This window comes from Streptococcus ovis DSM 16829 (assembly GCF_000380125.1).
In the GTDB taxonomy this organism is placed as follows: Bacteria; Bacillota; Bacilli; order Lactobacillales; family Streptococcaceae; genus Streptococcus; species Streptococcus ovis.
In genome coordinates this window covers 69260-83946 of the sequence record NZ_KB904582.1, presented here as the reverse complement: position 1 = coordinate 83946, position 14687 = coordinate 69260, and the positions used below count along the sequence as shown (strand labels likewise).

17 protein-coding genes are annotated in these 14687 nt (G+C 41.5%); 13 read left to right on the top strand and 4 right to left on the bottom strand.

The window, feature by feature from the left end; all coding sequences use genetic code 11:
- The first annotated feature begins 99 nt into the window (after nucleotides 1–99).
- The 5 genes from A3I9_RS0110125 to A3I9_RS13080 are packed head-to-tail and all read left to right on the top strand — an operon-like array spanning nucleotide 100 to nucleotide 3932.
- Nucleotides 100–423, top strand: coding sequence for a PadR family transcriptional regulator (locus A3I9_RS0110125; protein WP_018378917.1), 324 nt, complete (start codon nucleotides 100–102; stop codon nucleotides 421–423).
- An 8-nt stretch (nucleotides 424–431) separates the two neighbouring features.
- A complete protein-coding gene (locus tag A3I9_RS0110120) occupies nucleotides 432–1502 on the top strand; it encodes a hypothetical protein (RefSeq protein WP_018378916.1) in 1071 nt (356 codons plus the stop codon).
- On the top strand, nucleotides 1499–1822 hold the full coding sequence (locus A3I9_RS0110115; protein ID WP_018378915.1) for a hypothetical protein: 324 nt from the start codon (nucleotides 1499–1501) through the stop codon (nucleotides 1820–1822). The genes A3I9_RS0110120 and A3I9_RS0110115 overlap by 4 nt, the downstream gene beginning before the upstream one ends.
- 59 nt (nucleotides 1823–1881) lie before the next feature.
- Nucleotides 1882–3123: an aminopeptidase gene (locus tag A3I9_RS0110110; protein WP_018378914.1), complete on the top strand. Its 1242-nt coding sequence runs from the start codon at nucleotides 1882–1884 to the stop codon at nucleotides 3121–3123.
- Nucleotides 3124–3182: 59 nt separating this feature from the next.
- Nucleotides 3183–3932: a CPBP family intramembrane glutamic endopeptidase gene (locus A3I9_RS13080; protein ID WP_083903980.1), complete on the top strand. Its 750-nt coding sequence runs from the start codon at nucleotides 3183–3185 to the stop codon at nucleotides 3930–3932.
- 73 nt (nucleotides 3933–4005) lie between these two features.
- Here the strand turns inward: A3I9_RS13080 and def are convergent, their stop codons facing one another.
- Entirely contained in the window at nucleotides 4006–4620 is a 615-nt protein-coding gene (def, locus tag A3I9_RS0110100) for a peptide deformylase (protein WP_018378912.1), read from the bottom strand.
- A 68-nt stretch (nucleotides 4621–4688) separates the two neighbouring features.
- Entirely contained in the window at nucleotides 4689–5351 is a 663-nt protein-coding gene (locus A3I9_RS0110095) for a cyclic nucleotide-binding domain-containing protein (RefSeq protein ID WP_018378911.1), read from the bottom strand.
- A 100-nt stretch (nucleotides 5352–5451) separates the two neighbouring features.
- Between A3I9_RS0110095 and A3I9_RS0110090 the strand changes: the two genes are divergently transcribed.
- Complete coding sequence (locus tag A3I9_RS0110090; protein ID WP_018378910.1) at nucleotides 5452–6612, top strand: MFS transporter; 1161 nt, start codon at nucleotides 5452–5454, stop codon at nucleotides 6610–6612.
- A gap of 176 nt (nucleotides 6613–6788) precedes the next feature.
- The gene (locus tag A3I9_RS13075; RefSeq protein WP_018378909.1) at nucleotides 6789–8000 is read left to right on the top strand and encodes a CHAP domain-containing protein; all 1212 of its coding nucleotides are present in this window, start codon (nucleotides 6789–6791) and stop codon (nucleotides 7998–8000) included.
- Between the two features lie 45 nt (nucleotides 8001–8045).
- Here A3I9_RS13075 and A3I9_RS0110080 read toward each other — a convergent pair whose 3' ends face one another.
- Nucleotides 8046–8972 (bottom strand): nitronate monooxygenase, encoded by a 927-nt coding sequence (locus A3I9_RS0110080; RefSeq protein ID WP_018378908.1) that lies wholly within the window; start codon nucleotides 8970–8972, stop codon nucleotides 8046–8048.
- 317 nt (nucleotides 8973–9289) lie between these two features.
- On the opposite strand from A3I9_RS0110080, the gene A3I9_RS0110075 reads away from it, so the two are divergent.
- The 6 genes from A3I9_RS0110075 (at nucleotide 9290) to A3I9_RS0110050 (ending at nucleotide 13972) form a co-directional block, all read left to right on the top strand.
- Nucleotides 9290–9946 (top strand): GNAT family N-acetyltransferase, encoded by a 657-nt coding sequence (locus tag A3I9_RS0110075; protein ID WP_018378907.1) that lies wholly within the window; start codon nucleotides 9290–9292, stop codon nucleotides 9944–9946.
- On the top strand, nucleotides 9933–10658 hold the full coding sequence (locus tag A3I9_RS0110070; protein ID WP_018378906.1) for a pseudouridine synthase: 726 nt from the start codon (nucleotides 9933–9935) through the stop codon (nucleotides 10656–10658). Before A3I9_RS0110075 ends, A3I9_RS0110070 begins: the two co-directional genes overlap by 14 nt.
- A gap of 118 nt (nucleotides 10659–10776) precedes the next feature.
- The gene (locus A3I9_RS0110065; RefSeq protein WP_018378905.1) at nucleotides 10777–11427 is read left to right on the top strand and encodes a nitroreductase family protein; all 651 of its coding nucleotides are present in this window, start codon (nucleotides 10777–10779) and stop codon (nucleotides 11425–11427) included.
- Nucleotides 11428–11656: 229 nt separating this feature from the next.
- Nucleotides 11657–12967, top strand: coding sequence for a uracil-xanthine permease family protein (locus A3I9_RS0110060; RefSeq protein WP_156809200.1), 1311 nt, complete (start codon nucleotides 11657–11659; stop codon nucleotides 12965–12967).
- 219 nt (nucleotides 12968–13186) lie between these two features.
- On the top strand, nucleotides 13187–13456 hold the full coding sequence (rpsO, locus tag A3I9_RS0110055; RefSeq protein ID WP_018378903.1) for a 30S ribosomal protein S15: 270 nt from the start codon (nucleotides 13187–13189) through the stop codon (nucleotides 13454–13456).
- A gap of 144 nt (nucleotides 13457–13600) precedes the next feature.
- Nucleotides 13601–13972, top strand: coding sequence for a hypothetical protein (locus A3I9_RS0110050; protein WP_018378902.1), 372 nt, complete (start codon nucleotides 13601–13603; stop codon nucleotides 13970–13972).
- Nucleotides 13973–14024: 52 nt separating this feature from the next.
- Here the strand turns inward: A3I9_RS0110050 and A3I9_RS0110045 are convergent, their stop codons facing one another.
- Complete coding sequence (locus tag A3I9_RS0110045) at nucleotides 14025–14552, bottom strand: GNAT family N-acetyltransferase (RefSeq protein ID WP_018378901.1); 528 nt, start codon at nucleotides 14550–14552, stop codon at nucleotides 14025–14027.
- Between the last annotated feature and the right edge of the window lie 135 nt (nucleotides 14553–14687).

Genomic DNA, 14687 nt, shown 5'->3' with positions numbered 1-14687 from the left:
TAAATGAGTTTGATTGCTACTTGACAATGCCAAGTATATGGAGTATGATAAAGACGTCAAATCTACTTTGTATTACAAAGTAGTGGAAAGGAGGGGGAGATGGCTGTTGACACGCAATTACTAAAAGGTATTTTAGAGGGATGTGTATTAGGGATTATCGTACGTGGAGAAACCTATGGTTATGAGATATTGTCTGAATTGGAAAAGACAGGCCTAGCTGGAATTGGTGAAGGAACTCTCTATCCAGTTCTGACTCGCTTGGATAAGCAAGGATTGATTCAATGCCGTAAAGCAAAATCTCCTCTGGGTCCCATCCGAAAGTACTACACCATCACACCAGAAGGGTGTGAAAAATTGCAGAGCTTTCAAGCTGATTTTCAGACCATAGTAGTCAGTGTAGAGCAGATTTTAGAACAGAAATAGGAGGTTTTATGAGTTTCTTTACCCTATCAGAGCAATTAAAAGAGCCCTATAAAGGCGTCTTTGACCGTGTGTATCTTTATGCCAATGTGCAGGAAATCCCAGAGGAAGAGAGCGATGATGCTATGCTCAATCTCTATGATGTTCTTTTTACCGCACAGGCAGAAAATAAGCCTGTTGAAGAGATTATAGGAGACGATATTGAAACCTTTTGCCAATCCTATTTTGAACAACGCAAGCTTCATCGTTTCATCGCTAGTATCCCCAAGCGTCTGTACGATCTAGCTCTTTGGTTTTTCGGTGTTGAGCTGTTCTTCTTTGGGGGAGATAGTTTGTTTGGTCAGGTTGAAGGGGCAACCATCAATCTTTCACCTTATCTTCTCGGTTTGTTGCTTAGTTTCCTTCTTACCCCGATTGGTCATCTAGCTTACCATTTTTTAGTTCGGAAAGCTGGTATAAAAACAGTTCTTTTCTATGGGCTCATGCTAGCAGTTAGCATCTTGTTCTTTATTGGTATTTTTCATCTGAGTGGGCATTTTGTAGTAAAGGGCTCTCGTTTTTGGACAATGGCTATCGCAGCCGCCTATGTCTTACCTTACAAACTATGGGAAGTCTATCAAAACTATCGAAAATTTGGAACTTGGTACAATCCTGATAAACGATTGGTAAAAGAGGAGGCGAAAACGTTCAAAAAACAGGGGGGTCAATTATATGTTGAATCTGAATTGCATCAGACCTACGCCAAACGTTTCCGAAAACACTTAGCCAAAGGTAAAACATCAGAGAGTTTTTATCAAAAGTTGGAAAAAGATTTGCGACGAGACAAACTCTTTCATAAATGGTTTTGGTTGGTAGGGATAGTGATTCTTCTACCGTTTGTGATTCCTGTCTATTTGAATGACCCCTTGTTTGACGCCCTGATTTTCACTCTGATTGAATTGATTGTAGGAAACGCAGTTATTTTCTTTTTTAATCAGATGGTAGCCAAGGGATTTCCAGCAAGAGAAGCTTGGTTGGAAAAAGCAGCACCTTATCGTCATCATCTACAAGATTTTTTTGAGCAAAAGGAGGCTGATAAATGATTGAATTTTTCTTTGAACTATTCGGTATGTTGGTCTTTGAATTTGGTGATGTTGTCACAGAAAAAAAGGTTGGTCCCTCAGCTCCCTATCGACATTTCTATTTTTGGGGAGGGTGGTTGAGTTGCCTAGTAATCCTGATAGTGAGTTTGATAGTAGGCCTTTGTGCCGGAGTAGTCCTTGCTATTGTGTGGCGAGATAAAGAGGTTGGATGGATGTTACTGCTTGCTCTCTTTTTATTAGGTTTGACATCCTTTAGTATAGGGCGTTTTTGGCGTAATCTACGGATGATGTGGCGGTTGGGGCGAGTTTATTTCCAATAGTATCTTTTTACTTTTATGTATGATAGAATAGTAAGGTATTTTATTTAAAGGAGACACTCATGGTTTTACCAAATTTTAAAGAAAACCTTGCAAAATATGCTCATCTCTTGGTGAAGCGTGGTATCAATGTTCAACCAGGACACACGGTTCATCTTCGTATCGCTGTTGATCAAGCTGAATTTGCCCGTCTATTGGTCAAAGAAGCCTATGCTCTTGGTGCTGAAGAGGTCATCATGCAGTGGGATGACGATGTGATTTTGCGAGAGCGCTATTTGAATGTTCCTGTAGAGCGCTTGGAAGCTATTCCAGCTCACAAAGTTGAAGAAATGAACTACGTCTTGGAGAAAAAAGCAAGCCGTTTGGTGATCTTATCAGATGATCCAGGTGCTTTAGATGGTGTAGATGCAGAGAAATTATCTCGTGCGACTCGTGCAGCCAACATTGCTCTTAAACCGCTTCGCAATGCTAGCCAAGCCAATAAAATTAGTTGGGCCTTAGGTGCGGCTTCTAGTCCAGAATGGGCGAAGAAAGTCTTTCCAAATGCAGCGAGCGAAGAAGAGGCGGTAGACCTTCTTTGGGACCAAATCTTCAAAACTTGTCGTGTCTATGAAGAAGATCCCGTTCAAGCATGGATTGAACATGAAGAACGCTTGGATGAAAAAGCTGCTATCTTGAACAAAGCACAATTTGCCAAGTTGCATTACACAGCGCCAGGAACCGACTTGACACTTGGCCTACCAAAAAACCACCGTTGGGAATCAGCTGGTTCTATCAATGCGCAAGGGGAGCATTTCGTGGCGAACATGCCGACAGAAGAAGTTTTCACAGCGCCTGATTACCGCGTGGCGGATGGCTATGTAACGTCTACAAAACCACTCAGCTATAATGGCAACATCATCGAAGGTATCAAAGTAACCTTTAAAGATGGTGAAATTGTGGATGTGTCAGCTGAAAAAGGCGATGAAGTCATAAAGAAATTAGTCTTTGATAATGATGGGGCGCGAGCTCTTGGAGAAGTTGCCCTTGTACCAGACAAGAGCCCAATTTCACAATCAAATATTACTTTCTTTACCACCCTCTTTGATGAAAATGCCTCAAACCATTTGGCCATCGGCGCAGCCTATGCCTTTAGTATCGAAGGTGGTACGGAAATGACCCAAGAAGAGTTGGAAGCAGCAGGACTTAACCGTTCAGATGTTCATGTGGACTTCATGATTGGTTCCGCTCAAATGGATATCGACGGAATCCATGAAGATGGCACGGTTGTACCAGTCTTCCGCAATGGTGACTGGGCAATTTAATAGAACAAATGAACACTGGGTATCGATAGGATATTCAGTGTTTTTAGAAAGGAGTATTGATGCAAAGACTTCAAGAGCATAGGTGGCTACGAGCCCTACTAATGTGGGGACTGTTGCAAGTGATTTTGTATTGTTGTCATTATTTACCATTACCGACTGTGCCGGCTATCGTGGTGCAGGGGGTGTTACTAGTAGGAATTTTTGCCTTTTTAGACAGACGATTGTTTCGTATTTTTCCAGAGTTTTATTCTAGAAATATTCCTTTTTGGAAACAATTAGGGGCAGCAGCCCCCTTGTTTGTATACATTTTGTTCTTTAATGTGACGGGTGTCTTTAGCATTAGGCCAGAAAATATTGGCTTGTCCCTTATTGTGAGCCTTGAAGCAGCTATTATGGAAGAATATATCTGTCGTGGTTTGTTACTAGGCGGATTGTTGAAGGATAGCCAACAAAGAGGGCGTGATATCTGGTTAGCTGTTATTGGATCTAGTTTCATCTTTGGTCTAGCTCATCTACAAAATATCACGCATCAACCCTTGGATTATACCCTGTTTCAGATAACAGCGGCAACGCTCATGGGGATATTCTATGGTGCTATTTATGTTCGTAGCCAATCTTTACTTTGGGTGATGCTTGGACACTTTATGCAAGATTTTGTTGCTATTGGGATCCAAGGCCTAGAAGCGCCAACGATTCCTGACAATGCTTGGCTCGCGCTTCCGCTACTAGCATTTATTTTTCTCCCTGTTGCCTTGTGGTTGCTTCGGCCTAAAAAACAAGCAATGATTGCTGCAGGATTTAGCAGATAAAAAGAAAATCCCTGCGGAATTGGAATTTCCAAGGGATTTGTCTGCAAATGAAGGAGTTCGGTGAACTCTTTTTTTATTCAATAATTAACATACCATCTTTCACAGCTAGTGGGTGCTCTGGGTCAATCCGGTCATAGAACATGATACCATTGATATGGTCAATTTCATGTTGGACGACAATGGCATTGAATCCTTTTAGTTTGATGCGATGCTTTTCACCAAATTTGTCGAAATAGTCAACTGTTACACGAGCGTGGCGGACAACGTAGCCTGCTACTTCTCGGTCTACAGAGAGACAACCTTCTCCTCCCTCAACAGCAGCTTCTTGCACAGAGTGAGCTACAATTTTGGGATTGTACATCACTTCTTGCAGGGCGTAGGCCTCTTTAGGGGGATTGCCGTCTGGATCTTCTGGATTTGGCACGAGGACCGCAATGATGCGACGGGAGATATCCAACTGAGGAGCTGCAAGTCCAACGCCACCACGTAATCCCATTTTTTCAGCCATGACTGGATCCTGAGAATGCTTTAAAAATTGCATCATTTTCTCACCAAGTAAAATATCTTGATCAGAGAGAGGAAGGGGCACTTCCTCAGCAACTTGGCGTAGGGTTGGATTTCCCTCACGAATAATATCATCCATATCAATCAAGTGACTGGCTTTGGTTAAACGTTCAATAACGGACATATACTCTTTCTCCTTCTAATCTTCTTTCTAAAGTATAACATGAAATGGCAGAGAATAAAAGTTTTGCATCAGGTTTCAATGGCCCACTGCTCTAGCTTGATGCGCTGTTCAATATGATACAGTTTCTTCTCTTTCGAAAGAATGCCGAGCGATAATAATTCTCGTAGAACCCGTAAAAGATGGCGGTAGCTTGTTCCAAAAGAATCGGCCAGTGTCCCTAATTCTAAACGAAAGTAACCATCGTGCTCAATGGATAAGATATGCGTTGCAAGCCGTTCTTTGACAGAATAACCAACATTACTAGCGGATTGGATTCCCTGTGTATAAAGAATATGGGCAAGACTTTTGCCAATATTATAGAGAAAACTTGTATCGCTCAGGAGCTCCTCAGTATTGGTGAGAGGAAGCTGGAGGACCCAGGAATCTTCTAGAGCAACAACAGATGAGACGGCCGATTCCTTAATCATTAACTCAATATCCCCGATAATATTTGGGGTATCATAGATGCCAAAAATGAGCTCTCGACCATTAAAGAGGCGACGCATTACTTTGATTTTGCCTTGCAAGAAGACGGATAAGTATTGAAGTTGATCACCTTGGTGGCAGATGCTTTCACCTGCTTGATAGGTGACTAGTTGGAGCTGGTCTTGAAATTTCTCAGGAAATAAATCTTGGATAACAGGGGACGCGATAAATGTTTGTCTAAGATGGGTATTTTTGATGTGTTTCATGGCAATTTTGTGACAAATGTCCTATTTATTGATTTTCAAATCTATTATACTGGAGAAAGTGAAAAAATGGAAATAAAGCGTATGCTTTAATAGGTGATGCATGAAAAAAATATTAGAAAAGATAAGTATTCTCTCTCTGTCCTTGATGTTGGTCTCTACATTTGCAATTTCCCCTGCCCTTCCTCAAATGATTGATGCCTTTGCGGAGCAAGGAATTGGTTCTTCTCAAGTTGAATTTTTAGTGACAGTAACTTCTTTAGCGATTATGGCTGGGCTCCTACTCAATCCTCTTTTTGTCAGGTTTTTATCTGAACGAAAAATCATTGCTGGTGGCTTGTTGCTACTGGCAATTGGAGGCGTATTGCCAGCTGTTGTTGCTTCCTATCCCTTGATGTTTCTAGCACGTATCCTGATGGGACTTGGGCTTGGGATGATTAATGCCCGGGCAATCAATATAGTTGGGACTCATTTCAGTGGAAAAGAACGAGTTCGAATGATGGGCTTGCGTGGTTCAGCAGAAGTACTTGGAAGTGCTAGTTTGACGCTTTTGGCAGGCTGGTTGACTGGCTTTGGCTGGCAAGCAACTTTTTTGATTTATTTGCTAGCTCTACTCATTCTCATGTTATTCTTAGCCTTTGTTCCAATGCAAGAAGAACCAGTTGTGCAAAATGTAGTAGAAAAAGAAAAATTGAATCTGGAATTGTGGAAAGTAGCACTTGGCCTAGCCTTTTTAGCCTTTTTTGTCATTAATGTCAATACCTTCTTGACGATTCGAATTCCAGTGATTGTGACCAAATCTGGACTAGGCACGGCGATACAAGCTAGTTGGATTCTTAGTTCGATGCAGCTCATGGGAATTGTAGCTGGTACGGTATATGCCCTCCTAATTGGTTGTTTGAAAAATTGGCTCCTCCCTCTTGCATATACGATGTTTGGTCTTTCAGTGGTTGTTGTAGCCCTCTCGCAACAGTTACTGATGCTTGGTTTAGGGGCTATGATTAGTGGTTTCTTTTATAGTATCGTTTTGACGATTGTTTTTAGTAGTGCGACAGAAAAAGCACCAAAGCATTTGATGAATGCAGTGATGACAATTGTTTTGATGGGGTGTAATATTGGGGGAGCAACGGCTTCCATTTTTCCGACAATCTTGGAAAAACTAAATCCGACCCAGACAGGGGCTTTTGGAATTTATGCAGTTTGCTGTTTTATTATTAGTTTTTATTTAATTGGAAAACAATTTACGACAAGAAACAAGCACTAAATACAGGCATTGTTCGCTAGAAAGTGTCTGAAAACAAGATAGCAAATAGCCAAGAGCTAAAGGTTTAAAAACATCAGAAATCCAGTGTTTGATTTGAACGAAATTTAATCAAAATGACTTCTGTTTGTAATATAGAGGAGGTATAATGTAACGGCATTAACTGAAAAGGGATATATATGAAACAGAAGAAAATGTTGTTAAAATCAATTGTTCTAACGTTGGTGATTGGTATTAGCCTGTTACAGTCTACCACTTTGACGCTGGCAAATACTGAAACGACTACGTCCAACTTATCTACAACGAGCACAGGGACTACTTTGCCCAATACAACAGCTATTACGCCTTCGACTACAGAAGCTACAACAAGTACCGTGCAGTCGACTACAATCCAAGAAGATACAAGACAAGAGCCGATTACGACGCAAGTACCCAAAGTGTCAGAAGAGAAACAGGTTAGTCTTGAAAGCACGGTGGATTATACCTATGCTGGTTGTGTTCAGTGGGTGAGAGACCGCACAAAGTCTTTGTTCAACTATAACCTACCATATGCGGGAATGAACAAATATAAGCTGTATGGTGCCTCAGCCTATTGGGATTATATGCCAAAAGTAGGATACAAATTGGGGAAAGAACCTGCTAAATATGCTCTGGCTGTGTGGGAACAAACTCCTTATAAAATTGATGGAACCTATAATTATGGCCATCTTGCCTTGGTCGAAGAGGTCAAAGGGGATACGGTTACTATTTCCCAAGGTGGTTATTTGGGAGGTAAATGGGGCAAATACAATGGTGTGTTGTATAAAAATTATAAGAAATCACAAGTTCCTGGAATTGCACGCAAGTTTTTAGGCTATATTTATCTCAAAGAACAGCCAAAGGCAATCCAGCCAGTCGTCGCTAAGAAAGCGGTCAATGCGGCTCCGCAAAAGACGACCAAACCAACGACTAAAGCCACTACTAAAAAGACGACGAAAACAACCCAACCAACAGTCAAATCTGAAACGGTCTATCGTGTTTATCATGGAGGAATCCAACGTCACCTCTACACGAAGAATTTATCAGAAGCTAAGACCTTAGGCCAACGTGGCTGGAAATTTGAAGGTGAAAAATTTAAAGCAGTTACAAATGGGCAAGCGGTTTACCGCCTGTATCATTCTGGGCTACGTGAACATCTGTATACGACAAATGTAAACGAAAAAAATGTTCTTTCAAAAAATGGCTGGCGCTATGAAGGAATTGCCTGGTACTCTTCTGGAAAACGTCCGATTTATCGTCTATATCATCATGCAGGATTGAGAGTTCATCTTTATACCGCAGATGCCAATGAGAAAAACGTACTTGTTGGGCGCGGTTGGAAATATGAAGGCATCTCCTTCTATGTACAATAACGTAACATTCCCCCGTTCAGATGGACGAGGGAATGTTTAATTTGCTTAAATAGACAAGTGAGAGAGAACATTTTTAGCATCTGTTATCAATTGCTCAATGACTTCTTTACAAGGTTTTATTTCTGAAACAAGACCGGCTATTTGACCACTCATCATAGATCCATTGACAATGTCGCCATCATACACTGCTTTTGAAAGAGAACCCAGTGTGATTTCTTCCAATTCGTCTCGACTAGCCCCTTTGCGTTCTAATTCGATATAATGGTCTGTCATTTCGTTTCGAATGCAACGTACTGGAGCACCAGCAATTCTTCCTGTTACAGCGGTTGCAGTATCAATGGCCTCGACGATTGCTTGTTTATAAGCATCTGAAATGGGGCATTCAGTAGTCGCAAGGAAGAGAGTTCCCATTTGCACTCCTTGCGCGCCGAGAGCAAAGGCGGCAGCAATCCCGCGACCATCTGCAATTCCTCCTGCTCCAATAACAGGGATATCCACTGCACGAGTCACCTGAGGTAGTAGTGCCATTGTAGTCATTTCGCCAATATGTCCTCCAGCTTCGGTTCCTTCAGCGATGACTGCATCTGCTCCAAGTTCTTCCATCTTAACAGCGTGCTTGACACTGGCAATCACAGGAATAACTTTGATACCTGCTTCTTTGAGATAAGGCATGATGAATTTTGGTGTTCCAGCGCCAGTTGTTACAACAGGCACTTTTTCTTCAATGATGACATTGACAATTTCTTCAACATTTTTCATCATGAGCATGATGTTGACACCGAATGGTTTATCAGTCAGTTTTCGCAATTCACGGATTTCAGTCCGAAGCTCTTCTCCAGTCATGCCTCCAGAGGCAATAATGCCTAGGCCACCTGCCTCAGAAACTGCAGCAGCTAGTTGATAGTGGGCAATTTGTGCCATGGCCCCTTGAAAAATAGGATATTGGATACCAAGTAAGGATGTAATAGACATAAGTGCCTCCAGTTTCATTATTTTCTTTCTCATCATAGCATGAAAGCGCTTCTTTTTCAAGCTGTACTCTATTATCCAAACAGTCTATTTCTTTTAAAGAAGACTGTTGCAAACCTTGTTAAATCAACAATTTGAAGGACAGATGGTGACAACTCGGCTTTGCTATAAGTCTTTCTTATAAAATGATTATATTTTGTAATAGTATGGGGAAGTAGTAATGATGTTCTAAGATGGTCAAAGGTAGGACAACACATTTCGTCTGAATATGGGTCCTCTTTTTGGTATAATAGAGAAAATACAAAGGAGACTTCCTGTAAATGTTAGAGAATCATCGCTTGAATGAACTCATTCTTCGCTTCCCAACAGACGTACAACTTATTTTTAAAAATATGATAATGGCTTACCAACTAGGTTATGTAGACTATGTGTACCAAGCAGATCAAGTTGCGACCCAAAATCGACGAATTCGTAATCTGATTAAGAGCTTTCGGAACATGGATTATTTTTATGTGATGCCTCTAAGTCAAGATTTGGCTCTGGAAATTGCGACTGAGTGGAAGTACCCTGCGCCTTATGATTTTTATGATGCGACAGCTGATCCTGAAGATTACGCAGAATTGGTTTCGGAAGAGGCGCGAGGGGATCACTTTTTTGCAGTGATTCGCAATGGTGCACTGATGGGCTATTTCTGTGTATTTCCTACCGGGACGAGTTTGGAGTTGGGACTAGGGATGAAGCCGTCTTATACTGGGCAGGGAAATGGCAGAGCTTTTTATCAAACGATAGAAGATTATCTGCGGAACAACTACGAAGAGAAGATAATCGAACTATCAGTAGCAGCCTTTAATGAGCGTGCCCAGCATCTTTATGAGCAATGTGGATTTAAGGAGATTGGGCGATACATCCAAGAAACAAATGGAGGTCAGTATCCCTTTATTAAAATGAAGAAGGTGGTAAAGGATGAGATTGGATAAATTTTTGGTGGACTGTGGAATTGGCAGTCGGACTGAGGTCAAACTACTCCTCAAGAAAAAAGAAATTATGGTCAATGGCAAAGTAGAAACTTCTCCAAAGCTACAGGTGAATGAGAAAATAGATCAGGTCATCTATCAAGGGCAAGAGTTGAACCATGAGACCTTTGTCTATTATCTGCTGAATAAGCCTAAAGGAGTTATTTCGGCCACTGAAGATGCCCAACATCGGACGGTTCTAGATTTGCTGGATGAGACAGCGCGACAAAAACAGGTCTTTCCAGTTGGACGTTTGGACAAGGATACACATGGACTCTTACTGCTGACCAATAATGGGGAGTTGGCTCATGCGCTCTTGTCTCCTAAACGACATGTCGATAAAGAATATATTGCTGAAGTAGCAGGTATCATGACAGAAGCAGATATGAAATCCTTTGCGACAGGGATTGTTCTTAAAGACCATACCTGTCAACCGGCTCAATTAGATCTCTTAGAGGTGGACGAGGAGGCAAGTACTTGTCGTGTTCGCATCACGATTCGCGAAGGGAAATTCCATCAGGTCAAACGTATGGTAGCTGCTTGTGGTAAGGAAGTAACTGACCTGCAACGGGTTCGTATGGGAGAACTAATGCTACCAGACGATTTGGCTCTCGGTGACTGGCGAAGATTGACCGAAACAGAACGGAAAGCCCTTATTCCCTATAGCATTGAATGATGAAGAAGAGGAAATATTCTTCTTTTTTGATGAAACACTTGTTCTTTCAAAGTAAAAGGTGTACAATGAAATTGTGAAAATGGTAACAAAACACTTATTCTAATAAAGGAGATCTACCATGACACAATTTGTAAATAATGATTTTTCAGATGTTTTACTCCATCGTCATTCTGTGCGTCGTTTTGATCCGACAGTTCGGATTAGTCGTGAAGAGTTGCAAACCATGATTGCAGAAGCAATTACTTCACCATCGGCTTGCAATTTACAACCTTGGCGCTTTGTCATCATTGATACAGAAGAAGGAAAGGAAAAGTTGCGCTCTTTCTTTATGAAATTTAATACACCGCAGCTTGAAACAGCGTCAGCGATTGTCTTTGTTTTCGGTGATACAGAAGCCTACAAATCTTATCGTGATTTATGGAACAAGGCTTGTGAAGATGGTCGGATTACTCCTGAAAAACGCGATGAAGTCTTGCGGACCTTCCTTCCTCTTTATGAAGCTGCTTCTTATGAAGGGTTAGTCCATGATGCCAAGACGAATAGCTCGCTTGCAGCCATGCAGCTGATGTTGGTTGCACGTGCGCATGGATATGACAGCAATGCTATTCAAGGTTACAATTCAAAGGTCGCAGCTGAGACCCTTGGACTTGATCTAAAACGATTTGTGCCTAATATGGCCATTGCCCTAGGAAAAGCTGATCCAAATAGCCAAGCAAGCGAAGTCAAGTCTGCTCGTTATTCAGTAGAAGAAGTGAGTCAATTTTTATAAACCTTCAGGATGCCTAGTTTATCGGTATTTTTGATAGGGATCTCATAAAAAATAAAAAATGAGACTAGAAATTTAAAAAGGATTGTGTTAGAATGATAAAAGCGTAGGTTTTTAAACTCATCCCGTGAGGTGAGAAAGACAACAGGAAAAATTAAGGGCCTATGACTACTTATATAGAAAGTTTGGGCCTTTTTGTGTGCCCAAAAAGGGAGATACGATGGATTTAAAAATGCAAGTTTCCGAGCATGAAGACCGTACGGCTCTTGATTTGGATGTTTCTACAGTTGACTTGTTGCTAGACGTGGATGAGAAACCATCCTTTGGGAAAGGAATTCTTCTCAGCTTTCAACATGTGTTTGCCATGTTTGGTGCAACGATTTTAGTACCTTTAATCTTAGGTATGCCTGTGTCAGTAGCGCTCTTTGCTTCTGGTGTAGGGACCTTGATTTATCAAGTAGCGACGAATTTCAAAGTGCCTGTCTATCTTGGCTCTTCCTTTGCTTATATCTCTGCAATGGCAGTGGCAATCAAGGCGATGGACGGCAATGTTTCTGCTGCTCAAACTGGGATTCTTTTTGTTGGATTGATCTATGTACTAATTGCAGGGTTGGTCAAGGTGATTGGTACTAAATGGATTGATACTCTCTTGCCACCAATTGTTATCGGTCCTATGATTATCATTATCGGCTTGGGTCTAGCTAATTCTGCTGTGACCAATGCAGGTTTTGTAGTTGATGGGGACTGGCGTCAAATGTTGGTAGCGATTGTAACTTTTTTGATTGCAGCCTTTATTAATACGAATGGAAAAGGTTTTGTTAAAATTATTCCCTTCCTCTTTGCCATCATTGGCGGTTATGTTCTTTCCATCTTCCTTGGCTTGGTAGATTTCAAACCAGTCTTAGAAGCGGCATGGCTGGAATTACCAGGCTTCATTCTTCCTTTTAAAACGGGTGTTTTTGATAGTTACAATCTTTATTTTGGACCAGAAATGTTAGCAATTTTACCGATTGCGGTCGTGACAGTGGCAGAACACATAGGGGATCACACTGTTTTGAGTCAAATTTGTGGTCGTCCCTTCTTGAAAAATCCAGGTCTCAACCGGACTTTGATTGGAGATGGGGTTGCGACAGCTGTCTCAGCCTTGATTGGTGGACCTGCCAATACAACTTACGGAGAAAATACAGGTGTGATTGGGATGACACGCATTGCTTCCGTATCAGTCATTCGAAATGCTGCCCTGATTGCCATTGCCTTCTCCTTCTTTGGGAAATTCACAGCCTTAATTTCAACGATTCCAAATGCGGTTCTTGGAGGCATGTCAATTCTTCTTTATGGAGTCATTGCAAGCAATGGTCTCAAAGTCTTAATTGAAAGCCGTGTGGATTTTGGTCAAGTTCGTAATCTTATTATTGCTAGCTCCATGTTGGTACTTGGATTGGGTGGTGCAGTCTTGAACATCGGTGCTTTAACGCTATCTGGTACAGCGCTTAGCGCCATTGTTGGTGTCGTGATGAACTTGATCCTACCAAAGGCCAAATAATAGAGGCGGAACTCTGAGGCTGGGACAAAAGTCCCGCCTCTTTTAACTTATTTGAGATGGAACGATTTGGCCCACTCTCTTTTTTGAGTATAAGTATTTGACAAAGTGAAGAAAGATTGGTAAACTAGTAGGGGTCCAAAGGACAATCTAGCTTTTCTTGGTTGCGGGAGATGCCAACCTGCCACTCGGATTAAGCTCAAATACAAAGGAGACATACTCATGGCAATCTCAAAAGAGAAAAAAAATGAAATCATGGCGCAATATGCTCGTCATGAAGGCGATACTGGTTCAGTAGAAGTGCAAGTTGCAGTCCTTACTTGGGAAATCAACCACTTGAACAACCACATCAAACAACACAAAAAAGACCACGCAACTTACCGTGGTTTGATGAAAAAAATCGGTCGCCGTCGTAACTTGTTGGCTTACTTGCGTAAGACAGACGTTAACCGTTACCGTGAATTGATCAACTCACTTGGACTTCGTCGCTAATCACGATGTAGAATTCCATCGAGTTCGATTTCGCAAGAGAGCTCCTCAATTGAGGGGCTTTTTTGCATAGCCAAGCATTTAAGAAAGTGATATACTGAAGATAGAAAAACCTGTAGATAAAAAAGAGAGACAGGAGAACGAACAATGGCTGCTTATTTTAAACGAGTTTGGAATATTTTTCATATTCTATTGATATTGGAATTGGCGATTCAGTTGGGAATAAGTTGGTATGCAGGTAAAGATGGCATATGGCTTTCTTATCGGAGACTGTTGGAGATGGTGTGGTGGCCTCTTTTCTTTGCTTACGCAGACAAGGGTTACGGTTGGAAAAAGGCGGGGCTAGTTTTTTCGACTATAGTGATTAGTGCTATTGGATTTAGCATTCTTTTAGAGGGCAAAAATCCAGAAAGATTTTCTCTTCCTTATCTCATTGGGGTTTTGGCCATTCTCTGCTTCGCTTTTTCCTGGCGCTATATCTTTCATTTTACACTGAAGGATTTAGATAGACAAGACTAGAATGATTCATTTGCTAGATCATAAAAACCGAGCTGGATGATTTCCAGCTCGGTTATTTGTTGTCTATCCAATAGCGGAGCATGTGGTCTCCGTCGTCTGGCTCTTTACGAGTATCCTCATAGACGCCACCATTTGCGAGAATGGTTTTTTGAGAACCGATATTCCAATCTGCTGCGGTAACCAGCACACGTTCGATACCTAGTTTTTTCGCCTCTATCAAAGCCAGTCGCAGTTGCTCGGTCGCATAGCCCTTACGGCGTTCACTGGGGCGAATGGAGTAGCCGATATGTCCAGCAATATTGATAAGAAATTCTTGATGAAGGTCGTGGCGAATATTACAAATTCCAACCATTTTGTGGTCAGATTCGCGAATACAAAGGAAAGTCGAAGATGGAGAACGTCCTTCTTGGCAGGTTTTGTAAGAGGAGGCACGACGGATGTGCTCAAGCCAGTCATCTAGTTGATCCATTTCCTGTAAGCGTGCGCCACCATAGAGATGTTCATGTTGAAACTCTTCTTTATATGCCAAGATTTCTTCTTTAAACTCTATGTTTGGTGTTATTAATCGTAATGTAGACATATCTGGCCTCCTAAATTTGTATACTAGTCTAGCAGAAAGGACTTCTCATTTCAAGTAGACGACGGTCCTATTTTCTGGGCAGTGTCAATCGGATCTTTTGGGTTGCAATCCCTTCGGGAATCTTTTATAGTTAAA